The following is a 22,122-nucleotide window of genomic DNA, read 5'->3' as shown; positions in this document are numbered from 1 at the left end:
GGGCACGGGCGCTCAGGGGCACGGGCGCTCAGAGGAAGTGGAAGCCAGGCCTGGGGTGCATGAGGAAGTCGTGGTGCGAGATGTTCCACGCGTACGCACCCGCCATCGCGAACACCACCCGGTCCCCGGCCCGCAGCCCCGCCACCGGAACCTGCCGGGCCAGCACGTCCTTCGGGGTACACAACTGCCCCGCGAACGTCACCCGGTCCCGCCGCGCCTCGGACCGGGGCCAGGGACGCGGCCACGGCTCGCGCGCCGGGAGCACGGTGCAGGGCTGGTCGTGGCCCTTGGCCGCCGGGGTGCGCAGATGATGGGTGCCGCCGCGCACCACCGCGAACTCCTCGCCGTGGCTCTCCTTCACGTCCAGGACCTCGGTGGCGTACCAGCCGCAGTACGCGGTCAGCGCTCGCCCCGGCTCGATGCGGAGCGTCAGCCCTGGGTGCGCCGCGCAGAGCCGGGCGAGGCCGGTGCCGTAGGCGGCCCAGTCGAAGAGCGCGTCCGGGTCGGCGTAGTCCACGCTCATGCCGCCACCGACGTTGACTTCCGCCAGCCCGAAGCCGTGCCGCCGGGCGAGCTCCTGCGACCACGTCACGATGGACTCGGCGACCGCGAGCTGCCGCGGCGCGTCGAGTCCGCTGGCCAGATGGGCATGCACGCCGAGCAGATGCAGCTGGGGGAGGCTGCCGTCGGCGAGCGGGGCGATCACCGAGTCGGCGCCGGCCGGGTCGAGACCGAAGGGAGTGGGGCGCCCGCCCATCGCGAGAGAACTGCCCGCCAACGAGTCGGCGTTGAGGTCGAGATTGAACCGGAGCAGAACGCCGACGCGGGTCTGCGGGACGACGCGGGCGGCGATCGAGGCCAGCATCCGCAGCTCGTAGCCGCTCTCGACGTGGAAGCGATCCACGCCGAGCTCGAGGGCGGCCGCGATCTCGTCCGGAGTCTTGCCGGGGCCGCCGAAGGCCAGCGGGCGCCCCGCCACCGCCTTGGCGACATGGGCGAGTTCGCCGCCCGACGAGACCTCGTAGCCGTCGACGTGCGGGCCGAGCGCGGTCAGGATCTCCGGCTCCGGATTGGCCTTGGCGGCGTAGTAGGCCTCCACCTGCCGGGGGAGCGCGGCGCGCACCGCGGCCGCATGGGCGTCCAGCGCCGACAGGTCGTACAGATAGGCGGGCAGTTCCTCCGTGGCGAGGCCGAGGGCACGGTCACGTACGGCGGGGGTGGGGGCGGTCATCCTGCGGCGCTCCAAGGTGCGTCGGTGCGGGCACCCAGATCCCGTACGTGCTCGGCGAGCGGAAAGGGTGAGGTGAGACGGACGTACCCCGCGTCCCGGTCGGCCTTGCGCTCCCAGCGGGTCAGGAGATTGGCCTTGGCGGGCAGCGGTACTCCGGCGAGCAGGGCGCTGAGCCGGGGCGCGCAGCCGTGCGTGTCGGCGAACTCCTGCACGGTGGCGCGGACTTGGGACCAGAGCGCGGGTTCGGTGTGCGGGTGCAGGTCGGCGAGTGCGGCGAGCAGCTCGGCGACGTGGTTCACCAGGAGGCAGTAGACGACGCGGTCCCAGCCCCGTTGCGCGTCGTACGTCAACGGCCCCGCGACCTCGGGCGGGAGCCCCGCCAGGGTCTCCGCGTGCCGCTCGGGGATCAGCTTGGTGCCCTCCAGGTCGCGGAACAGCACCTGCGCGGGCATGCCGTCGTCGTCGACACAGACGAGGACGTTCTGCAGATGCGGTTCGAGCACCAGGCCGTGGTCGAAGTACGCGGCGAACACCGGCGGCAGCAGGAGCCGGAGATACGTCCGCCACCAGTCCAGTGCCCGCTCCGGACCCGCGCCGTCGAGGAGGCGGGAAATGTGACCGGGCCCCGTCGGGTACTCGTCCGCGACGGCGGCGGCGAGCAGCGGTGTCGTGCCGGGCAGGAGCCGTCCGGCCAGGCCCTCGCGGACGATGACGCCGAAGCCCTCCAGGAGGGCGAGGTCGGGACGCCCGTCGGGCCCCGCCAGCGCCAGGCTGCGGTAGGCGGGCTCGCGGAGCACGGCGCTGCCCGGGAAGCGGGCCGCCAGGTCGTCCAGCGCGCCTTCGAGCGTGCGGGTGAGTGCGACGGCACCCGACAGTTCGTAACTGGCGTTCTTGCGCAGGCAGTTGGTGATGCGGACGTTCAGGCTGAACTTCAGGAAGGTGTCACCGTCGTACAGCGTGCGCACGGAGGCGGTGGCCGCGAAGGGCGAGCCGCCGGGCCCCAGGTCGATGACGTCCTCGCGGTCCAGGGCGGCAGACAGCCCCGGGTGCTCCCGCAGCAGGTCGTACTGCCAGGGGTGCACCGGCAGCAACCGGTAGCCGTCCGGCACCGTCCCGAGGCGGTCGAGAGGGTCCGTGGCGCCCGGCCGCGCTGACTCCTCCGCGATGAGGTGATCACGTACGGCGAGATGGCGCAGCGGGAAGGCCGCCGCGGTCTCGGGGGCGTACGCGGACCAGTCGGCGAGGTCGCCGCCGCGTGCCTTGGGAGTGGGGTGGAAGCGGTGGCCGAACAGCAGGGACTGCTCGGAGGCGAGGTAGTCCGCGAGCCACTCCGGGGCCGTCGCCGCCCCCTTGAGGGCCTGCTCCGTGGAGAGCGCCGAACGGACGGCGGCGATCGCGGCGCTGACGCCCTCATGGCTGGAGGCGATCTGCTCCAGGAACTCCTCGTTGCGCACGCCGGTACGCAGCGAGAGTTCGGCATGCGTGTACTCGGCGAGTCGCGGCCACCCCACCTCCACCCAGCTGCCGTCCCGCTGTTCGGTCACCGGGCCGGTGAAGCGGTGGGCGCCGAGGAGGGAGGCGCGGCGCAGCGCGACCCGCAGGAGGACCCCGCGGCGCGGCAGCCGGAGCAGGAGGTCGCCGTCGACGACGGCGGTCTGGTGCTCGGGACCCGAGACCTCGCGCAGCAGACAGTTGAGGAGGGTGTGCGTCACCGCGTGGTCGGCGCTGGGCAGGCGAGTGGGCGCGGCCCCGGCGACGGGGGCGCCGGTGACGAGGGCGGCGGACTGGGCGGGCGTTGCGGACGGGGCGGTGAACGTGCCGGTCGGCAAGGACATCAACGGCTCCAGCGGATGCGGGGCGAGCGGCGGAACAGGGCGGGAAGAGTGGCGGCGGCCAGGGCGACCAGGGCGATCGCGGTGCCGGTCAGGAGGGGCGCGGACAGGCCGAGCAGGCTGTTGCCGGCCGCCGCCGCGAGACCGGCGGCGACCGCGCCCCCTTTGGAGACGAGCTCGAGCGTGCCGAACATCCCGCCGGGCGGTCGGCCGTGGGCGCACTCGGCGGCCAGCACGGACAGGCTGACCAGGCCGAGCGTGAGGCCCGCGCCGAGGAGCAGCCGCACGCCGGTGAAGGCGGCGAGCGAATCGGCGGCGCCGTGCCCGGCGAGACCGAGCGCGACCAGGCCGAACCCGGCGGCGATCCCCTGCATGGGGCGGCGCTCGACGACCTGGTGCACCCGCAGCGCGAAGAGGAGGTAGCACAGGTGCGGCAGAGCGAACAGCGCGCCGGACACGACCGGCGAGAGGCCGGGTATTCGGTCCTCGACGAGCGCGATCAGGTACGGGAAGGAGATGACGGTGGAGAAGACGAAGGCGAACTCGAAGGCGTAGAGCGCCTTGAGAGGGGCGAGCGGTGCGGAGGTCTGGGGCGCATCGGCCGCGTCGGGGGTGCCGGTGGGGTCCGGCCGTTCCGCCGTGGGCTCCGGGAGGGCGGCGAGCATCGCGGCAGCGGCCAGGGGCAGGACGGCGAGCAGGGCGTACTGGCGGTGCGGCGAGACCCAGGGGGACAGCGATCCGACGACGATCGGCGCCAGGACGAGCGCCGCCCGCGCGGCACCCTGCATCAAGGTGAGCGCCCTGGAGAGGCCCGAACCGGTGAGCGCGGCGGCCAGGTATCCGTTGGACGCGGCGAACGTACCGCCCAGCACACCCTGCAGCACCAGGGCCGTGACGAACGCGGCGAACGACTCGGCCCACCCGGCGAGCAAGAAGGAGACAGCGAGGCCGAGTTGCGCCCGCAGTAGCAGCCGTTTTCGTCCGAAGCGGTCGGCGGCGCGTCCCCACAGGGGTGCGCCGAGCGCGCCGAACACGGTCGGGACGACGTACAGCAGCCCGGCCCAGCGGGCGCTCGCGTCCCCCAACTCCGGGAGGATCTGGGTGAGATACGGGGGAAGACCGAGGGCGGCGAACGACGCGACGAAGTAGCAGGCGGCGACGGCGTGCACCTGGCGTCGGCCGAGTCCCGCGCCCATGGTCGGCTCCTCCGTAAGCACGTGCGCCGACGATGCGGTGACCGCCATCATGAACTCCACGTCATTCGCAGGTAGTTGGGCCCTGTCGTGTAGTGCTTGTTGATGTCGGCGGCCCCGGAGCGCTCCTTGGAGAGCAGGGTCCCCGCGGTGACCATCGCCTTCACGGGCAGCTCCGCCGCGTCCAGGACGTGCGCCCGCAGGAGAGCGCCTGGCTCCGGCGCGAGCCGCTCCACGGCCTCGGCGAGCCTCTCGCGCACGAGCCGGAGCAGCCGCTCCAGCGGTGCGTGGCCGTGCCGGGCGAGCCCGAAGGCGTAGGAGCCCGCGCAGAGGTGGAGGGTGATGGTGGTGAAGAGGTCGAGGACGGGTCGATCCCCGTCGACGAAGATCCGGGAGTCGTCGAACTCGTCGGGTGAAGGCGCCTGTTGCCCCATCGCGTCACGCAGCCGGGCGAGGTTGATGCGGGGCCCGTCGTTGTCCTTGAAGAGAAGCCGAAGCCGTGCCGCTCGGCCCCCGTCCTCAAGAACCAGCGAGATGTTCTGCTGGTGCGATTCGAGAGCGACCCCGTAGGCGAAGAGGGTGGTCTGCCAGTCGAAGAGGAGGGTGAGCGTGGCGTCGAGGAGGGCGAGCGGGTCACCACCGTAGAAGCGGTCGGCGAGGTGGTCGATCAGCAGCCTGTCACCGCCGGGTGACGGGCACATGAGGGCCGCCATCGGCACGACGACGGCATCGTCGAGACCGGCGGGGTAGCGGCGCAGGAGCGCGGCGAGGAGCTCGTGCCCGGCGTGGGCGAAGCGGGTCTCGTCCGCGTGCAGGACGACACCCCGGAACCGGGGCTCGCGGCCGATGACGGCTTCGACGAGGCGCTGGCCCGCCGCGCCGTCGATAAGGGTGCCCGATTTGATGGTGCGCCGATTGCGCAGGCCGAGCGTGGCGGTGGCAAGCGGGAGCTTGAGGTGCTGGGCGGGGTCGGAGGCGAGGGCGACGGTACGCATCGACAGGGTCGGTACGACGTCGGGTCCGGGCCCGGTGATGAGCCGGGCCCGCTCGTGGAGCCCCGCTGCCCGCAGCGCGTCCCGCAGGGGGCCGTCCGCGGTCAAGGGGTGTACGGGGAGAAGGAGATGGCTTTTGTCGAGCTCGGGAACGCCCGCGGCACGCGGGGACAGCCAGGCGGTGGAGCCGCCGCCGACCGTGACGGCATCGCGGGGCAGGGCGAGCCACCGCAGGGCGAAGGTGGGGTGGAACTCGGGTGCGTACGCCCGCAGTTGAGTCACGGAGAGCCCGGAACGGCCGCGCGAGGTCGGATACACGGGATGATCCGCGCGCGCGGCGAGCGTGTCGAAGCCGAGGCCGCCCGCGAGCCCGCTCCACGTCGCGGGATCCTCCCCGTACCGCTCGCTGAGGAGAGCATCCACCTCACCCCGCGTCCTGTCGTGCAGCCGCATGGCGTCGAGCGCCTGCGCACACTCCACGGCGAAGGCATCGAACCCACCCCGGTCGACGGGGTCGGCGAGCCCACGCAGGGCGGCCAGCACACTGCCCGCGTCACGAAGCTCAGTCCCATCGGACTCGCGCCGGAGGAGGGGAAGCCGTGCGGTGTACGCGGCTTGATAACCGTCCGCACGCACGGGCATGAGCAAGGCATCACCGCCGGGCTCGCACACGGCACGGCCGGACCTGGCAACGGCCCCGGCTTCCGCGCCGCCACCACGCGGCGGACCGCTGGAGGCGGTCTGCTCCGGCATGAGAGCCCCGGATACGGCGGCGCCCTTCTCCGCGGAGCCGCGGGGCGTCGCGCCCTCAGGAGTCCGCGCAGGTTGCTTGCCCCCTTGGCTCCCGCTCGCGTCGGCGCCGGGCTGGCGGACGGCGTTGCTGGAGGCAGCTTCTTCTTGCGTGGAGGCTTCGCCGGACGTACGCGGCAGGCTGCCTTCGTCGCTCGCACCGGCGTCCGCACCGAGCCGTGGCGCGGGGATCCCGGCGGCAGCCCCTTCCCCGGACGCTACCCGCCCCGGTGCCACAGGCAGCCTCAGCCACAAGCCGTCCGGCAGTCGCACCGCCTCGCTTTGGGTGCGCCATCCCACCACGTCCTCGCGCAGGAGCGCGCTCAGGACGCGTAACAGGAGCTCACCCTCGATGCTCGTGGCTTTGGCCTCGGCCGTGGGTGAAGGCCTCACGGGGTGATCTCCCAGTGGTGCTCGGTGAGGAAGTCCGCCACGGCTCGGTCCACGGCTGTCTGGTCGGTGCCCGTGGCGCGGACCACACCGAGGAAGTCGCGGTTCGTGCCGTGGAGTTCGTGGTGTTCGCCGATCTCGCGCAGGGGGCGGTAGGTGAGCCGCACGCCGCCCACCGTCACTTCGGTCGCGCGCGGCGCGGCCGTCAGCGTTCCCGCGCTCCGCGCGCACGGATAGTCGAGCCGTGCCCGGCCGTCCGTCCGCGCGCCGAGGTCCGAGGGGAGCGGCTCGCCCAGATGCGTACGGAGGATGTGCTCGAAGAACGGTATGTCCAGGAGCTGGGCGAGGAGCAGGTCGCACTGGTCGCCGATGGCCCGGTAGTTGACCTCGATGAGCCGGGCCCGCCCCTCCGCCACCACGAACTCCGTGTGGCACGCTCCGAACCCCACACCCAGCGCGTCCAGTTGGGCCAGGACCTGGGTCACCACCGGATCCGGATGCGCCGGGACGAACGTCATCCGCTCCTCGATGAAGTACGGCGGCGGCGACACCTCCGTACGGAAGCCGCCGAGCACGTGCCGCACACGGCCGTCACCGAGGGTCTCCAGGGTGCACAACTCCCCGGCGAGGTACTCCTCGACGACCAGCGCCGCCCCGGGCCGCCGCGCCTGTATCTCCGCGCACCGCCGCACCAGCTGCCCCGGCCCGTCGACGAGCACCACGTCCTCGCTCGCCACGCCCTCCCGCGGTTTGACCACGCATGGGAACGGCACCTCGAGAGCCGTGAGTTCGGTCGGATCCTGGCCGGCGGAGAGCTCCGCCGACCAGACCGCGTCAGCGCCGGTGGCCGCGAGATGGCGCCGCATCTGCGCCTTGTCCTTGGTGCGCAGCGCTGCCCGCCAGTCCTTGCCGGGCAGCCCGAAGTACTCGGCGGCCAGGGCGGCCTGGGTCTGCAGGTGGTCGCTGTTGGTGAAGATCGCGTCGGGGGAGCGGTGGGCGGAGATCCGGCTGATGACGGCACGGAAATCGCGTACGTCGCACTCAAGGATCTCCAGGGTTTCCAGGGTTTCTGGAGTTCCCAGGGTCTCCGGGTGCGCCGTGGGGTCCGTGGAATCCAGGCTCTCCTGGCGACGGTGCGCCTCCGGCTGGTCGGTGAGGAGCGTGACGTCGAGGCCGAGCCTGCGCGCGGCGGGCAGAAAGCCCTCGGTGACCGAGTCGGTGGGGTTGCGGGCAAGGACGTACAGCCGCATGTGCGAGTCCACTTCCGGGTGCGAGCGGAGGTGCGTGTGGGGGAGAGGGGGAGGGGCGGGCCACAACGCGACGGAAAGGCCCGCCCCCGAAGGCGGGTGGCTACTTGGCCGGGAGCTCGACGTCCGTCGCCTTGGCCACGTCCTCAAGGACGTGCTCCGCGGCCTGGACCCCGATGCCCGACATCCACGTCTCGTCCGGGACCGTGAAGACCTTGTCCTTCTTGACGGCCGTCAGGTCCTTCCAGACCGGGTTGGACGTGACGTCCTTCTGCTGGGTCTTGTCGGGGGCGTCGGCGGCCGTCACGAAGATGAGGTCGGCGTCGGCCTTGTCGATCTGCTCGGGGCTGACGTCCAGCATCGTCTTCTCGGGGTCGGACGAGTTCTGCGAGGCAGGGCGCTTGAGGCCGATGTCGTCGAGGACGACGCCGCTGTAGGCGGACTTCTGGTAGAGCCGCGTCGGGCCCGCGATAAAGCGGACGACCGAGGCCGACGGAGTCTTTCCGTCGTACTTCGCCTTGATGGAATCGCCCAGGGCCTTGGCGCGCGTCTCGTAGTTCTTGAGCGCCGTGTCCGCCTGGCTCTCCATGCCGAGGGCCTTGGCGTGGACCTTCAGGTTCGCCTTCCAGGGGCCGCCCGTGGTCTCGGTGAAGACGGTCGGCGCGATGCCCTTGAGCTTGTCGTAGACCTTCTCGTGCCGGACCTTGGAGGACAGGATCAGATCGGGCTTGAGGGAGGCGATCAGCTCCAGGTTCGGCTCCTCCATCGGGCCGACGTCCTTCACCCCGCCGATCTTGCCCTTGAGGTACGAGGGGAAGCCGCCCGCGGTCTTGAAGTGCGGGGAGACCGCGCCGACCGGCTTGACGCCGAGCAGCGTGACGTCGTCCAACTCTCCGGTGTCCAGGACGACGACCTTCCGCGGCCGTGCGGGGATCTCGGTGCTGCCCATGGCGTGCTTGACGGTGCGCGGGAAACCGGTGTCGGCGGCGGAGCCCGCCTTGCCCTTGTCGTCCCCCTCGGAGTCACCGCACGCGGCGAGCGCGCCGGTGCCGAGGACGACGGTGAGCAGGACGGCACTGAGCCTGCGCGGAAGGCTGCTGGTGGTCATGAGGCCTGGGTTCCCTTGCTGTGAGCGGATGGTGGGGAGGCGGGGCGGCACGGTGGGTACCGATGCCTGCCGGTGACGGTCAGGCGGGGACGGCCGGATCGTCCGTGGCGCGGCGGGCGGCTCTGCCCTTCGGTACGACCAGGGGGGTGCCGGTCTCCGGGTCGGGGACGACCCGGCAGTCGACGTCGAACACGTCCTTGACGAGCTGGGCGTCGAGTACGTCGGCGGGCGCCCCGGCGGCGGCGAGCCGGCCGTCCTTGAGGACGACCAGGTGGTCCGCGTACCGGGCGGCCTGCCCGAGGTCGTGCAGCACCATCACCACGGTGCGACCCGCCTCGGCGTGCAGATCGGCGACGAGGTCGAGCACGTCGAGCTGGTGGCGCAGGTCCAGGAAGGTGGTCGGCTCGTCCAGAAGCAGCAGTTCGGTGTCCTGGGCCAGCGCGAGGGCGATCCAGGCACGCTGACGCTGGCCGCCGGAGAGCTGGTCCACGCTCCGCTCGCGCAGTTCCGTGGTGCCGGTGCGCTCCAGCGCCTCGTCCACCGCCGCCTGGTCGGCCTTGGACCAGGGGCTGAGGAAGGTCTGATGGGGGTAGCGGCCGAGGCGTACGAGGGCTTCGACCGTGATGGCCTCGGGCGTCACCGGCTGCTGCGGCAGGAGACCCATCCGCCGGGCCAGGGCCCGCGCCGACATCCGGTGGATGTCCGCGCCGTCCAGGGCGACAGTTCCGCCCGCCGGTGTGAGCAGCCGGGTCAGGCCGCGCAGCAGGGTGGACTTGCCGCAGGCGTTCGGGCCGACGATGGCGGTGACAGCGCCGCCGGGCAGGGTCACGTCGAGGCCGCCGACCACCACCTTGTCGCCGTACCGCAGGTCCAGCCCGTGCGTCGAGAGTTGATTGGCGGGGGACGCCGGTGCGGACGTCCCCGCGGACGACTGCTCGGACGACCGCTTGGACGACCGCGTGGATGACGGCTGCGTGGGGCTCATGCGGCACTCCGGTTGACGGGCCTGCTCTGTCGGATCATCAGGACGAGGAGCCAGGGAGCGCCGAGCGTCGCGGTGACCACCCCGACGGGAAGCCCGGACACCGGGAGCAGATGCTGCACCACCAGGTCGGACGCGAGCAGCAGCACCGCGCCCGCCAGGCCGGTGAGCGCCAGCGTCCCCGGTGTCGGCGGGCCCGCGACGAACCGCACCAGATGCGGTACGGCGAGCGCCACGAACGCGACGGGCCCGGTGAGCGCGGCGGCGAGCGAGGCCAGCACGATGGCGGTGACGAGGAGTTGGAGGCGCGCGGCCGACGGGTTCAGGCCGAGGCCGCCCGCCGACTCGTCGCCCAAATCCAGCACGGCGAGGCGCCGCTGGAGCGCGAACGCGGCCATGAGCGCGAGGACCACCGCCCCTCCGGCGGCCCACACCTCGGTCCACGTCCGCCCGTAGAGCGATCCGGTGGTCCATTGCAGCGCGGAGCCCGCGAGTTCGGCGGGGAAGCGTACGACCATGAGGTTCACGGCGGCGGCGAGGCCCGCCTGGACCGCGAGCCCGACGAGAACGAGCCGGGTGACCGTGAGCCCCGAGCGCCAGCCGAACACCCCGAGCAGCAGCGCGGCCAGGAGACCGCCGCCCAGCGCGGCCAGCGGGATCAGCGTCTGGGAAGCCCCCGTGGCGAGCAGGACGACAGCTCCGAAGGAGGCACCGCCGGTCACGCCCATCACGTCCGGCGAGGCCAGCGGATTGCGGAACACCCGCTGCAACAGTGACCCCGCGACCCCGAGCCCGACTCCGGCGACGACCGCGGCGATCACCCGGGGCGCCCGGAAGTCCCGCACCACCATGACGTCCGCCGGGTCACCGAGGCCGACCAGGCCGCGTAGCGCGACGGACGCGGACAGCGGCAGCTGGCCCGTCGTCAGGGCCAGCGTGACGAGGGCGAAGAGGATGGCGACACCGCAGATGCCGAGCAGTGCGAGGCGGCGCGACTGCCGGACCCGTGGCCCGGTGGGGGTGGCCGCGTCCTCCCGTACGGCGAAGACGGTCATCGCGCCACCTTCCGGGCCAGGACCGCGAGCAGCGGCGCGCCGAGGAAGGCGCTGACGATGCCCACCTCCAGCTCGGAGGGGCGCACGACGACGCGCCCGAGGACATCGGCGGCCAGGAGCAGCAGTGGCCCGGCGATCAGGCAGCCCGGCACGAGCAGCCGGTGGTCGGAGCCGACCGCGAGCCGCACCAGGTGCGGGGCGGCGAGCCCGATGAACGCGACGGGCCCGGCGACCGCCACCGCCGAGCCCGCCAGCAGGACGACCGCGATGCCCCCGGTCACGCGGATCCTGGCCACCGGCACGCCGAGTGCCTGCGCCGAATCGTCACCCAGGGCGAGGGCGTTGAGCGCGGGCGAGATCGCGAGGGCCATGACCAGGCCGATGACGAGGGTGGGCAGGACCGGCCAGAGCGCGTCCAGCGTGCGGCCGGACAGCGAACCGGCAAGCCAGAAGCGCGCCTCGTCCAGGGTGCGTTCGCTGGCCAGCATCACGGCCTGGGTCCAGGAGAGCAGCACCATCTGGAGGACGACGCCGCCGAGCGCGAGCCGCACCGGATCGAGGTCACCCGCGCGCCGGGCGAGGAGCTGGGCGAGCATCCCGGCCGCCGCGGCACCGAGGAAGGCGAACCACAAGTACTCGACGGGCCGCGTGAGATGCAGGGCGTAGATCGCGACCACGACCGCGAACCCGGCGCCCGCGTTGATGCCGAGCGTGGTCGGCGAGGCGAGCGGATTGCGCGTGATGCCCTGGGCGACGGCTCCGGCCACGCCGAGGGCGGCGCCCACGGCGAGCGCGACGACGGTACGCGGAAGGCGCAGACCGGTGACGACGATCGCGTCCCGCCCGTGGGCGTCGCCGAAGAGCGCTTCGGCCACCGTGGAGAGCGGCACTGGACGCGATCCCAGGGCCAGGCTCAGCGCGGCGCACACGGCCAACGCGCCGATTCCGGCGAGGAGTAGAGGAATCCGCCGCGCGGAGAGGCTGCCTTGCGGGACGGCCCGAGCGATCTTGGACACGGGGCGAGAGTTTAGGTTAGGTATACCTAATGATGTCAACTCGCTGTGAGGGGCGGATCACTCGGGATGCAGATGTTCGCGGCGCGCCGTTCGCGATGCGGCAAGTTGAAGAGAAATAAGGTAAGCCTTACCTAGTTCACGGTGGACGGGTCCGCCGTCGGACGCCCGATGGACCTGCCTTCCAAGGAGTACGAGTGCCGCTGACCGTGGCCCCGGACCTGGCGTCGAACGCCACCGCCCTGAGCCCCGCCGCCCTGCTCGCCGAGACGTACCGGCGGCTCGCCACGCACTGCGAGTCGCTCGCCGTCACGGTGGCGCAACCTGACTCGCCCGCGGGCCAGGGGTGGGTCACCGGCGCCGAACTGACGTCACATCAAGGTGCTCTCGACGCCTTCGTCGAGGCGGAGGCCGCACGCATCCGCGCCGGCCACGACCACACCCCGCGCCCGGACGTCGCCGCGTCGCGCGCCCTGCACGGCTACCTCTGGTCGGTCTCGCTGCTGATGAGCGGCGCCTGGCATCTGGAGCGGCGCGTGCCGCGGATCCGCCCCGAGGACGTGCGCGTCCACCTGGAGACCGGCGCCTTCGAGATCGTCCCCGGCTCCTTCGCCAGCTTGCCGGACGACCCGGCGGCCGGGCTCCCCGGAACGCGGGTCCTCGCCGACGAGGAGTCGCTGCGCGCCGAACTCCGCGCCGCGATCGTCGCGCACATGCGTCCGCTGCTCACGGCCATCGGGCCCCGACTGCGGCGCGGGCAGCGGGCGTTGTGGGGGATGGCGGGGGACGACCTCATCTCCGGGATCTGGTACCTGGGCCGCATGCTCGGCCAGGAGGACGAGGCCCTGCGCGCGGTGGACGCCCTGCTCCCCGGCCCCGTCGAGCCCTTCCCCGGCGGCGCGGCCTTCCGCCACCTGACGACCCGTGACGGCGAACGGCACCCGACCCGCACCCGCCTCGGCTGCTGCCTCTACTACACGATCCAGGCCGCCGAGGCGTGCGGCACCTGCCCGCGCGTCTGCGACGCGGAACGGCTGCGAAGGCTGGAGGCGGACATCACCTCGGCCGACGTGCCATCGGAGGCCGGGCACTGAGCTGCTGTACTGTCCGAAATCGTCCGCTGAACCGATGTGTCGCAGGAATCCGTGCGGTGAGATCGCGGCAGTGAGATCGTGACAGGGAATCGGGCCCAGGCCCTCGCTCACGCCAGGAGACGCCGATGTCCCCCTCCGCGACCGAACCGCAGGTGCCGGCCGGGCCGCCGCCCCCGCCCTTCGAGGTTCCCGTCATCGACATCACGCCGTACGTCGACGACGGCCCCGCGTCTCAACGAGCAAGCGTGGCACGGCAGATGGACGACGCCTGCACCCGCGTCGGCTTCGTCCAGATCCTCGGCCACGGCATTCCCGACGAGACGGTGGACGGTCTGACCGCCGCCATGGACGGCTTCTTCGGCCTGCCCCTGGAGGGGAGGAAGAGCTACCGGGTGACCGGTGCGAACCGCGGCTACAGCCCGCCCAAGAGCGAATCCCTCAGCCTGAGCCTCGGCGTGGAGTCGGCCGGTCGCATGAACGACTTCTTCGAGGCGTTCAACATCGGCACCGAAGCCCGCTCGTTCCCCGGCCTCGATCTCTCCGAGGACGACTACGGACTCAACGTCTGGCCCACGCAGGTCGACGGCTTCGAACCGGCCGTGCTGAGCTACTTCGCCCAGGCCGGACGTGTGGCCCGCACCCTGACCCGCATTTTCGCGGACGCGCTGGGTGAGCCGTCCGACTTCTTCGCGTCGCTGACCGACCACTCCATCGACGTACTGCGCATGAACAACTACGCCCTGCCCGAAGGCGCCGTCACCCTCGACGGTGACCTGACGGGGATGGGCGAGCACACCGACTTCGGCCTGGTCACCGTGTTGTGGGCGGACCAGGTGGCCGGACTGCAGGTGCTCGGCACCGACGGGTCCTGGCACGACGTCTCCCCGGTCGACGGCGCGCTCCTGGTCAACCTCGGCGACCTGACCGCCCGGCTCACGAACGACCGCTGGCTGTCCACCCTGCACCGCGTCAAGCCGCCGATCGTGGACGGCGGGATCGTCCGGCGCCGGTCCGCCGCCTACTTCCACGACGGCAATGTGGACGCGGTCATCTCCACGCTGCCGAGCCATCTCGATGCCTCCGACGCACTGGCCTACGAACCGATCCTGGTGCGCGACCACATCAAGGCGAAGCTCGCGGGATCCCGGCAGGGCAAGGCGAACGCGGCAGCCGTCCGGGAGGCGGCGCGGGTGCGCGCGGCAGCGGGGCGGGGGCTTGGAGCGGGTGGCTCCGCGGCCGGGCCCGGTTCGGTCACGCCTCGTTGAGGGGCGCGCGGATCGCCGCCAGGGCCTCGGTGATGTGCGCTTCGGCGGCCGACTTGTCGATGCCGAGCCCGGCGAGCGCGCCGGTGCCGCCCTCCGTCTCCAGGAGGGAGAGCAGGATGTGCTCGGTCCCGATGTAGTTGTGCCCGAGCCGCAGTGCCTCGCGGTAGGTGAGCTCAAGGACCTTCTTCGCCCCGGCGTCGTACGGGATGAGGTCGGGCACCTCGGCGACCGCGGGCGGCAGCCCTTCGGTGACGCCCTCGCGGATCGCGTCGAGTGAACCCCCCTGTGCGACAAGGGCCTTCGCGGCGAGGGCGTCCGGCTCGGTCAGGAGGGCGAGCGTCAGATGGCCGGCGCCGATCTCGTCGTTCCCCGCGGCGCGGGCCTCCTCCTGCGAGGCCATCACCACGTTCTTCGCCCGGGAGGTGAACCGGCTGAAGCCCTGCCGGGGATCGAGGTCCGACATCTCGCCGGGGTCCTTGGGCACGAACCGCTTCTGGGCCGCCTGCCGGGTGACTCCCATGCTCTTGCCGATGTCCGTCCAGGAGGCGCCCGAGCGGCGCGCCTGGTCCACGAAGTGGCCGATCAGATGGTCGGCGACGTCCCCGAGGTGATCGGCGGCGATCACGGCGTCGGACAGCTGGTCGAGGGCCGCTTCGGGATGGGCCGCCTTGATGGCCTGGATCAGGTCGTCCAGGCGAATGGGGTGTGCGGGCTGCGTCATGTGTCAACGGTAGGTTGACAGTCGAGAGGGTGTCAACCCTGGGTTGACACCCTTGTCTACTCCGCCCAGGGGGAGTTCTGGATGACCTCGACGAAGTCGCCGCGGGTGTAGCCGGGGACGAAGTGTTCGAGAACGTCGGCCTTCACGTTGCCGAAGGTGGTCTCCGGCTTGGGGGCGATGCCCTCGGTGAACGCCTCCAGGATCCGCCGTTTGAAGTCGGGGCGCGGATGCAGCGCGGTGATCTCGGCGCGGTCCTCGGCGGTCAGATCGTCATAGCCGATGCCCAGGACGTCGTACTCCACCCCGGCGGTGACCAGGGCGACCTCCGGCTCCATGAACTCGGGGATGCCCGGGGTGGTGTGCAGGGCGATGGCGGTCCACACCCGGCGCACGCTGTCCTCCGGGACGCCGTGACCGTGCAGAAAGCTGCGGGCCTCATCGGCGCTGTCCACCTCGAAGCGGCGCCCGCTGTCCCGGAATCGCTCACCCAGGCCCAGGTCGTGGAACATCGCGCCGATGTAGAGCAGCTCGGGATCGAAGCTCAGCCCCCGCCGGGCGCCTTGCAGGCTGCCGAACCAGAAGACGCGCCGGGAGTGGTGGTAGATCAGCTCGCTCGTCGTGTCCCGCACCAGCTCGGTGGCGGCGGCGGCCAGCTTGGTGTCCGGTACGGCGACTCCGGCCGCGGAAGAGGAAGAGGAAGAGGTGGGGGCGGGGGATGCGTGATCAGTCATGGCGGGACTCCCGTTGTCGCGGTCGTGGTCGCAGTCGTGGTCGTCTTGGTCGGCCTCGGGTGGCGTGCTTCCCGGCGGCTCCTAGGACCAGCCTGCTCGTCGTACGCCCTCCACGGCCATGTCCCTGTGGACACGTACCCCACACATCTGGACATGCCCTGCCGCTACCGTGGACCCGTGCGTGAACCATCCGGCGGACCTCGCCCCCACCACGTTTACGTCCTCGCCTTCGACGGCGTGCGGCTCCTCGATGTCGCGGCCCCCTTGGAGGTCTTCGCCACCGCGAGCCGTTATACCGGCGGCCGCTACACCGTGCGGGTCTGCACCCCCGACGGGCAGGACGTCCGGACCTCCACCGGGCTGCGGATCGCGGCGGATCTTCCGGCGGCCGACGTGAGCGGCGCGGACACCCTGGTCGTTCCCGGCCACGCCGAGCTCGTCACGTTCGCCGAGCGGCCCGACCTCGTCGAGCTGGTGGCCCAACTCGCGGGCGGGGCAGGGCGGGTGGCCGCCGTGTGCACCGGGGCCTTCGCCCTCGCCGCCGCGGGACTCCTGCGCGGCCGCAGGGCGACCACGCACTGGGAGCACGCGGCGAAGCTGGCCTGGCTGTACCCCGACATCACCGTCACGGCGGATGCCATCCACGTCCAGGACGGCCAGGTCCTCACCTCGGCCGGGGTCACCGCGGGCATCGACGTCTGCCTGGCCCTCGTGGAGCAGGACCACGGCCCCGACATCGCGCGGCGGGTCGCCCGTGACCTCGTGGTCTTCCTCCAGCGGCCCGGCGGGCAGTCCCAGTTCTCCGCCGCCTCGCGCGCCCCCGCGACCAGTCATCCGGTACTGCGCCCGCTCCTCGACGCCATCGCCGCCGACCCGGCCGCCGACCACCGCCTCGCGACCCTGGCCGGGCGGGCCGCCGTGAGCCCCCGGCACCTGAGCCGCCTCTTCACGCGGCAGATCGGCGCGACCCCGGCCGCGTACGTGGAGTCCCTCAGGCTGGAGGCCGCCCGCATGCTCCTCGAACGCGGGGCGAGCGTCACCGACGCCGCCGAGCGGAGCGGCCTCGGCAGCGACGAGACGCTGCGCAGGGCCTTCGCCCGCCACCTGGGGACGACACCGTCCGCGTACGCCGCACGCTTCCGTACGACACGGGTCGAGGTGAATCCGGCGGTCCGTGCCCAGTGCTAGGGCGACGACCCGGGACGTGTCGCGAAGTGCGGGGCTTGGCCGTGGTCAGTTGTGCGCCCGCCAAGCGCCGGGTGTGTGGCCGAAGGCCCGCCGGAAGACATCGATGAAGGCGCTGCTCGACGCCCAGCCGCAGCGGTGCGCGACCACGGTGACCGGGATGTCGTCGGCCAGCAGACACAGGGCGTGGTGCAGGCGCAGCTGCGTGCGCCACTGCGGGAAGCTCATGCCGAGTTCGGCCCGGCAGAGCCTGGTCAGGGTGCGGTCGCTGACCCCGGTCGCGGCGCCGAGCTGCGTCAGGGTCCGGGGATCCGCCGGGTCGGCACGCAGGACGTCGCACACCGCGACCAGCCGGGGGTCGCGGGCCGCCGGTACGTGGACGGGCTGCTGGGTCGAGCGGCGGAGCTGGTCGAGCAGGACGGCCCGCAGGCGGCGGCGCTCGGCGGTAGCGCCTGTGTGCGGTTCGGCCTGCCCGGTGTAGGTGATGATCAACTCGCGCAGCAGCGGGGCGACTTCGAGGACGGCGGGCCCGGTCAGGCGCAGCGGGTTGTCCGTCACCGGCAGGCCCACCAGGTGGAGGTCCGTGTCGCCGTACGCGCGATGCTCGTGGACGGTTCCCGCGGGGACCCAGATGGCCCGCGTCCCGGGGGCGACCCAACTGCCCGCGTCGGTGGTGACCGACAGGACGCCCCGGCCCGCGTAGACGATCTGGTGCTCGTCGTGCCGGTGCGCGTCGACCTCCGCGCCCGCACGGAGGGGGAGGAGGCCGGTGGTCGCGCGAGGAGTGTGGCGGATGTTCGGCACAAGCCGAGATTTTATCGGAGTGACCGAAGCGTCAGCAGTCCGCCAGGACACGGTCGAGCGTGGCGCGGCCCGCGACTCCCCAGGTCCGCTTCCCGCCGGGAAGCCCCTGTTCCCCGGCGCGGCCGATGTGGATGAGGCCGATGGCGCGGAGCACGGCCCAGCCGCGCGCGCGTCGTACGGTCGCCTCGTCCACGGGCCCGTACGCGTCGAAGAACCGTGACGCCGCTCCTGCGGGAAGGAGGATCCACGCGGCGGAGAGATCGGTCGCGGGATCGCCGGCGCAGAGTTCACCGAAGTCGAGCACGCCGGACAGTGTTCCGCCGGAGACGACGACGTTCGCGGGGTGCAGGTCACCGTGCAGCCAGACCGGCGGGCCCGCCGGACCGGGGGCCGAGACGGCGTCCTCCCAGATGTCCCGTACGACGGTGGGGATGTCACTGAAGGCTGCGGCGGCCTCAAGACCCTCCACGAAGCCGTGCGCGTAATTGCTGAGGGGAAGGCCACGCGTCGGATTGACCGGTGCGTCGGCGGGCGCCTCCACGTGGAGTGCCCCGAGGAAGGCCGCCAGCGTGTCGGCCGCGTGGTCGCCGCGGCTGATGGTGGTGCGGTCGGCCGGTTCGCCGGGAACCCAGGCCGCGATGGTCCAGGGCTTCGGGAAGCGGGTGGACGGTTCACTGATCCGCAGGGGGGTCGGCACCGGGAGGGGCAGGAGTGGGGCCAGGGCGGGGAGCCAGTGGTGCTCCTTGCGGAGCAGGTCCGGAGCTCGGTCCGTGCACGGCAGCCGTACGGCCAAGTCGTCGCCCAGGCGCCACAGTTGGTTGTCCCAGCCGCGCACCGTCCCATGGAGGTCGAGACCCGCGAGGTCCGGATGCTGCTCATGGAGCAGGGAGCGGACCAGTGCCTCATCGATCTCCACGACGTCGCCCATGTACGGAGAACCCATTCCTCGGAGTGCGGTAGGTGGACAGGGGGGTAGGTGGCCGATGAATATACGCCCACCGCCGTGACCCCGGCCGAACCTGATCCCTCAGCCCTCACTGGCCAGCGGGCGGGGTGACTCGATCCGTTGTCCCGCCTGCGTGACCGACCCCGCGTGCTCCGCCCACCGCACCGCGGGGCCCATCGCGAGGCTCGCCGCGAGGAAGATCCCGCCGAGGAGCAGCCAGCCCGGTACGCCCCAGACCACGAGCAGCGAGGTGAGCAGGAGCGGGCCGAGCGTACGGGCGACGGGGACTCCCGTGCCGAAGAAGCCCTGGTACTGGCCCACTTGGTGCGCTGGCGCCAGGTCGAAGCTGATCTGCCAGGAACCGGCGGACTGCTGCATCTCCGCGATGACCTGGAGCACCGCCCCCGCCACCAGGACGGCCACTGTCGTCCACACCGGAAGCCCCGCGGCCGAGAGGGCGAAGACCGCGCACGAAGCGAGCATGACGAGCCCGGAACGGCGCACCGCACGCGTGGCCGTGCGCGGTCCGTCGACATCACGGGCCATGCGGACCTGGAAGGCCATCACCGCAAGGGTGTTGAGGACGAAGAGCGCCGAGACGAGCCAGCTCGGCGCGTCCGTCCGGTCCACCACCCACAACGGAATCGCGAGGCTCAGCAGCGGCATCCGCAGCAGCAGGACCGCGTTGAGCGCGGTGACGACGGCGTACGGCCGGTCGCGCAGCACGGCCAGGCGGGGCTCACCCTTCCCGCGCGCCGCGGACCTCGGCACCGCGGGCAGCCGGAGCAGCACCAGCGCGCAGAGCAGGAAGCTGGCCGCGTCCAGTGCGAAGACCGCCAGGTACGCCTCGTGCGTGTCGTAATTCAGGGCAATGCCGCCGACGGCCGCACCGACGGCGAGACCCGCGTTGAGCGTCGACTGGAGGTGGGCCAGGACGCCCGTGCGGTCCGCCGGGGTCACCAGACCCGCGAGCAGTGCCTGCCGCGCGGCGGCGAGCCCGCACTGGGCGACGGCGTACAGGCAGGCCGCGAGGAGGAACGCGACGAAGGAGCGGATGAACAAGAAGGAGGCGACCGACGCGCCGGTGGCCAGGGCGAGCAGCACCGCGGTGCCGCGCGGCCCCCTCCGGTCGGCGAGGGCGCCCAGCGGAACGCCTGTCACGGAGCCGATGGCCCACGCGACCGTGAGCGCGAGCCCGATCTGTGTGGGGGAGAGGCCGACGACGCGGGTGAAGTAGAGGGCCGAGGTCACGTAGTAGGCGCCGTCGCCGAGCGAGTTGCTCAGCTGGGCGGCGGCGAGCACGCGTGGTGCTCCGGCCGGCGGCAGGATCTGAATCGGCACAACGCTCCCGGAGTAGGCGGCCGTTGGGCCGTTCCTTCGCTGATGAGAGCAGGCTAGCCAGCCGAATGGTCCGCCCTGTGGACCAATGATCGGTGGTGAGTATGGGCCAATTCAGTGCCTGGCGCGGTGGTGAACCCCGAGGGCCCGAAGCGGTCAGCCCGGCTGCCGGACCATGAACACGTCGACCGGGTCCGCGTCCTCGGCGTCCTCGGCGTCCACGACGCTGAAACCGTGGCGCTCGTAGAGGCGTCGGGCCGCACTGCCCCGCAGGACGTTCAGGCGGACCAGGTCGCCGGCGGCGTCGGTCCGGTCGAGCAGCGTGCGCAGCACGGCCGAACCCAGGCCCCGGCCCTGGAGGGCGGGGTCGAGATAGAAGTGCTCGAGCCACTGGCAGTCTTCGGCCGGTCGCAGGGTGACGCAGCCCGCGAGGGCGCCGTCGGCGACGATGACCGAGGTGTGCGGGGGAGAGAAGGAGTTCCGGAACCTCTGGCGGACCCGGTCCTCGTCGAACCGGCCGAGCCGCTCCAGATCCGGGCGCAGCACGGTCGCGCGCAGCTCGGCCATGGGCTCGACGTCGGCGGGCTCCGCGGTCCGCAGCGCCCACCCGGGGGCGGGGGCCTTGGCCTCCCGTGGCTGTTGTGCATGCGTGGTCATGGCCGCAGTATTCCTGACCACTCACTGACCGACGGAAGCGGCCGCCGCAGGTCGTCGTGCCTGCGGCGGCCGCCTCGTGCGGTCAGCGGGTCATCAGTGGTCGATCAGCGGGGGTGGTCAGCGCGTGCCCTGCCAGCTGAGCGAACCGGTCATCAGCTTGCGCAGCTCCGGGGCGCGGACCGCCTTGTTCGGGTCGGTGGCGCGTGCCGTGACCGTGTGCGCGCGACCGTCGGCCGGTACCCGGAGGGACTTGAGCGTCACGGTGCCCACGTCCCGGGCCTTCCGTGCCTCGCGGCCGTCGACGTACCAGCGCAGTCGGGCGTGGGAGGACGCCTTGACGCGGATCCGCTCGGTGCCGCGCACCTTCCGGTCCGTGGGGGTGGCGGAGGTCAGGACGGGCGCGTGCTGGTGGAAGCCCGCGATCATCGCCTCGCGTCCCGGCAGATTGAACTCACGGCCCAGGGTGCGCATGATCGAGTCCTCGGTGGGGCGGTTGAGGCCGTGCCCGTGATAGCCGCCGCCCTCGTACGCGCCGACCGTGCCGCCGTCAGGAGATTCCTGGCCGAGCCACTGGTGCCACTTCACCTTCTGGGCGGCCATCTCGTCGGCGCTGAGTTTGCTGAGGTTGGACTCGCCCGGCTCGGGGCCGGTGTAGGTGCTCTCGTCGTACCAGTACTCGTCGGCCAGCTTGCCGAACGAGTGGCCTGTCTCGTGCACGGCGACCTGGTCCGAGTCGGGGTGGTCGGAGGAGGCGGTGCCTATGCCGTCGTATCCGGACGGCGAGGTGATGTCGTTGTAGCCCGCGCCGCCGTACTTGGTGGAGTTGCTGAGCACGATGACGAGATCGGGGTCGGCGGCCTTGCTCGCGTACGCCTCGACCTTGTTGGTGTCGACGCACAGCAGCCGCTCGGTGCCGTCGCAGAAGAACGCCGAGTCCAGGGCGGTGTTCTTGCGCACGTCGCTCGTCGGGTCGCCCGAGACGCCGGAGTCCTGCGAGTGGGCGTCGACGGCCCAGACGTTGAACAGGTCCTCGTACTGGGCGTACGGCTCGACGGCGGCCATCTCCTTCCACTTGGTGCGCACGTCGGCGTGGAAGTCCTCCTGCTGGGCGGCGGTGTAGCCGTCGCCGATGAAGACGACGTCGACCTTGGTGTCGCTCGCTCCGGCCTCCACGATCGGCAGGACGTCTCCGTCGTCCTTGATCGTGGCCCGCTCCTTCCTGTTGAGGGAGGTGGAGGCGGGGACTTCGGTGTGGCGGGGGTGGCCGTCGGGTCCGGTGAAGTACTCGACCTTGACACTGTCGGCGTCTTGGGCGGCTTGTGCGGCGCCGTCCTGGCCCTGGCCGGCGGCGACCGGCGCGGTGACGGCGAGCGCCGCGGCCAGGGCGACACCGGTGGCGACGGCAAGCCGCTTGCGGGATATGCCGGATATACGGGAAGCGTGTCTACGCATGGACGATCTCCCGAGCGTTGGCGCGGACCGAGTCACCGAGTCGTCGAGTCACTGAGTCGTGGAGTCGTCGAGTCACGTCAAGTCCGCGATATAAGTG

19 protein-coding genes are annotated in these 22,122 nt (G+C 72.1%); 3 read left to right on the top strand and 16 right to left on the bottom strand.

The features are described 5' to 3' along the window. Positions 1-28 precede the first annotated feature (28 nt). The 9 genes from AB0E78_RS12590 to AB0E78_RS12550 form a co-directional block, all read right to left on the bottom strand. On the bottom strand, positions 29-1,231 hold the full coding sequence (locus tag AB0E78_RS12590; RefSeq protein ID WP_361831226.1) for a type III PLP-dependent enzyme: 1,203 nt from the start codon (positions 1,229-1,231) through the stop codon (positions 29-31). Continuing rightward, complete coding sequence (locus tag AB0E78_RS12585) at positions 1,228-3,066, bottom strand: IucA/IucC family protein (protein ID WP_361831223.1); 1,839 nt, start codon at positions 3,064-3,066, stop codon at positions 1,228-1,230. The genes AB0E78_RS12590 and AB0E78_RS12585 overlap by 4 nt, the downstream gene beginning before the upstream one ends. Next, positions 3,066-4,259, bottom strand: coding sequence for an MFS transporter (locus AB0E78_RS12580; RefSeq protein ID WP_361831754.1), 1,194 nt, complete (start codon positions 4,257-4,259; stop codon positions 3,066-3,068). The genes AB0E78_RS12585 and AB0E78_RS12580 overlap by 1 nt, the downstream gene beginning before the upstream one ends. A gap of 47 nt (positions 4,260-4,306) precedes the next feature. Beyond that, entirely contained in the window at positions 4,307-6,430 is a 2,124-nt protein-coding gene (locus tag AB0E78_RS12575; RefSeq protein WP_361831220.1) for an IucA/IucC family protein, read from the bottom strand. After that, positions 6,427-7,677: an ATP-grasp domain-containing protein gene (locus AB0E78_RS12570; RefSeq protein WP_361831217.1), complete on the bottom strand. Its 1,251-nt coding sequence runs from the start codon at positions 7,675-7,677 to the stop codon at positions 6,427-6,429. Before AB0E78_RS12570 ends, AB0E78_RS12575 begins: the two co-directional genes overlap by 4 nt. A gap of 100 nt (positions 7,678-7,777) precedes the next feature. After that, positions 7,778-8,782 (bottom strand): iron-siderophore ABC transporter substrate-binding protein, encoded by a 1,005-nt coding sequence (locus tag AB0E78_RS12565; protein WP_361831214.1) that lies wholly within the window; start codon positions 8,780-8,782, stop codon positions 7,778-7,780. Between the two features lie 79 nt (positions 8,783-8,861). Further along, positions 8,862-9,767, bottom strand: a complete 906-nt coding sequence (locus AB0E78_RS12560) for an ABC transporter ATP-binding protein (protein ID WP_361831211.1) — start codon at positions 9,765-9,767, stop codon at positions 8,862-8,864. Then, positions 9,764-10,819: an iron ABC transporter permease gene (locus tag AB0E78_RS12555; RefSeq protein WP_361831208.1), complete on the bottom strand. Its 1,056-nt coding sequence runs from the start codon at positions 10,817-10,819 to the stop codon at positions 9,764-9,766. The genes AB0E78_RS12560 and AB0E78_RS12555 overlap by 4 nt, the downstream gene beginning before the upstream one ends. Continuing rightward, a complete protein-coding gene (locus tag AB0E78_RS12550) occupies positions 10,816-11,835 on the bottom strand; it encodes an iron chelate uptake ABC transporter family permease subunit (RefSeq protein WP_361831205.1) in 1,020 nt (339 codons plus the stop codon). The genes AB0E78_RS12555 and AB0E78_RS12550 overlap by 4 nt, the downstream gene beginning before the upstream one ends. Positions 11,836-12,035: 200 nt before the next feature. On the opposite strand from AB0E78_RS12550, the gene AB0E78_RS12545 reads away from it, so the two are divergent. Then, positions 12,036-12,926: a (2Fe-2S)-binding protein gene (locus AB0E78_RS12545; protein ID WP_361831752.1), complete on the top strand. Its 891-nt coding sequence runs from the start codon at positions 12,036-12,038 to the stop codon at positions 12,924-12,926. 125 nt (positions 12,927-13,051) lie between these two features. Beyond that, positions 13,052-14,191, top strand: coding sequence for a 2-oxoglutarate and iron-dependent oxygenase domain-containing protein (locus AB0E78_RS12540; protein WP_361831202.1), 1,140 nt, complete (start codon positions 13,052-13,054; stop codon positions 14,189-14,191). Here AB0E78_RS12540 and AB0E78_RS12535 read toward each other — a convergent pair. Continuing rightward, positions 14,178-14,912, bottom strand: a complete 735-nt coding sequence (locus AB0E78_RS12535) for a Clp protease N-terminal domain-containing protein (RefSeq protein ID WP_361831199.1) — start codon at positions 14,910-14,912, stop codon at positions 14,178-14,180. The genes AB0E78_RS12540 and AB0E78_RS12535 overlap by 14 nt on opposite strands. A 56-nt stretch (positions 14,913-14,968) precedes the next feature. After that, positions 14,969-15,643 carry an HD domain-containing protein gene (locus tag AB0E78_RS12530; protein WP_361831196.1) on the bottom strand — a complete coding sequence of 225 codons (675 nt, stop codon included), beginning with the start codon at positions 15,641-15,643 and terminating at the stop codon, positions 14,969-14,971. Positions 15,644-15,820: 177 nt separating this feature from the next. Here AB0E78_RS12530 and AB0E78_RS12525 point away from each other — a divergent pair, with 177 nt between their 5' ends. Beyond that, complete coding sequence (locus AB0E78_RS12525; protein ID WP_361831194.1) at positions 15,821-16,831, top strand: DJ-1/PfpI family protein; 1,011 nt, start codon at positions 15,821-15,823, stop codon at positions 16,829-16,831. A 45-nt stretch (positions 16,832-16,876) separates the two neighbouring features. Here the strand turns inward: AB0E78_RS12525 and AB0E78_RS12520 are convergent, their stop codons facing one another. The 5 genes from AB0E78_RS12520 to AB0E78_RS12500 form a co-directional block, all read right to left on the bottom strand. Next, a complete protein-coding gene (locus tag AB0E78_RS12520) occupies positions 16,877-17,623 on the bottom strand; it encodes a helix-turn-helix transcriptional regulator (protein ID WP_361831750.1) in 747 nt (248 codons plus the stop codon). A gap of 40 nt (positions 17,624-17,663) precedes the next feature. Next, positions 17,664-18,560 (bottom strand): aminoglycoside phosphotransferase family protein, encoded by an 897-nt coding sequence (locus AB0E78_RS12515; RefSeq protein ID WP_361831748.1) that lies wholly within the window; start codon positions 18,558-18,560, stop codon positions 17,664-17,666. A 99-nt stretch (positions 18,561-18,659) separates the two neighbouring features. Beyond that, on the bottom strand, positions 18,660-19,919 hold the full coding sequence (locus AB0E78_RS12510) for an MFS transporter (protein ID WP_361831191.1): 1,260 nt from the start codon (positions 19,917-19,919) through the stop codon (positions 18,660-18,662). A gap of 153 nt (positions 19,920-20,072) precedes the next feature. After that, positions 20,073-20,573 (bottom strand): GNAT family N-acetyltransferase, encoded by a 501-nt coding sequence (locus AB0E78_RS12505; RefSeq protein WP_361831188.1) that lies wholly within the window; start codon positions 20,571-20,573, stop codon positions 20,073-20,075. A 117-nt stretch (positions 20,574-20,690) separates the two neighbouring features. Beyond that, on the bottom strand, positions 20,691-22,025 hold the full coding sequence (locus AB0E78_RS12500) for a M64 family metallopeptidase (RefSeq protein ID WP_361831185.1): 1,335 nt from the start codon (positions 22,023-22,025) through the stop codon (positions 20,691-20,693). Positions 22,026-22,122 lie beyond the last annotated feature (97 nt).

This window comes from Streptomyces sp. NPDC032198, assembly GCF_040636975.1.
Classification (GTDB): Bacteria; Actinomycetota; Actinomycetes; order Streptomycetales; family Streptomycetaceae; genus Streptomyces.
This window is presented reverse-complemented; position numbering and strand designations above follow the sequence as displayed.

Excerpts from the sequence above, each read along its gene's own strand:
- AB0E78_RS12580 (WP_361831754.1), bottom strand. The coding sequence starts at position 4,259 with ATGGGCGCGGGACTCGGCCGACGCCAGGTGCACGCCGTCGCCGCCTGC.
- AB0E78_RS12515 (WP_361831748.1), bottom strand. The coding sequence starts at position 18,560 with ATGGGCGACGTCGTGGAGATCGATGAGGCACTGGTCCGCTCCCTGCTC.
- AB0E78_RS12560 (WP_361831211.1), bottom strand. The coding sequence starts at position 9,767 with ATGAGCCCCACGCAGCCGTCATCCACGCGGTCGTCCAAGCGGTCGTCC.
- AB0E78_RS12535 (WP_361831199.1), bottom strand. The coding sequence starts at position 14,912 with ATGACGCAGCCCGCACACCCCATTCGCCTGGACGACCTGATCCAGGCC.
- AB0E78_RS12555 (WP_361831208.1), bottom strand. The coding sequence starts at position 10,819 with ATGACCGTCTTCGCCGTACGGGAGGACGCGGCCACCCCCACCGGGCCA.
- AB0E78_RS12585 (WP_361831223.1), bottom strand. The coding sequence starts at position 3,066 with ATGTCCTTGCCGACCGGCACGTTCACCGCCCCGTCCGCAACGCCCGCC.
- AB0E78_RS12570 (WP_361831217.1), bottom strand. The coding sequence starts at position 7,677 with ATGCGGCTGTACGTCCTTGCCCGCAACCCCACCGACTCGGTCACCGAG.
- AB0E78_RS12540 (WP_361831202.1), top strand. The coding sequence starts at position 13,052 with ATGTCCCCCTCCGCGACCGAACCGCAGGTGCCGGCCGGGCCGCCGCCC.
- AB0E78_RS12505 (WP_361831188.1), bottom strand. The coding sequence starts at position 20,573 with ATGACCACGCATGCACAACAGCCACGGGAGGCCAAGGCCCCCGCCCCC.
- AB0E78_RS12590 (WP_361831226.1), bottom strand. The coding sequence starts at position 1,231 with ATGACCGCCCCCACCCCCGCCGTACGTGACCGTGCCCTCGGCCTCGCC.
- AB0E78_RS12565 (WP_361831214.1), bottom strand. The coding sequence starts at position 8,782 with ATGACCACCAGCAGCCTTCCGCGCAGGCTCAGTGCCGTCCTGCTCACC.
- AB0E78_RS12500 (WP_361831185.1), bottom strand. The coding sequence starts at position 22,025 with ATGCGTAGACACGCTTCCCGTATATCCGGCATATCCCGCAAGCGGCTT.
- AB0E78_RS12530 (WP_361831196.1), bottom strand. The coding sequence starts at position 15,643 with ATGACTGATCACGCATCCCCCGCCCCCACCTCTTCCTCTTCCTCTTCC.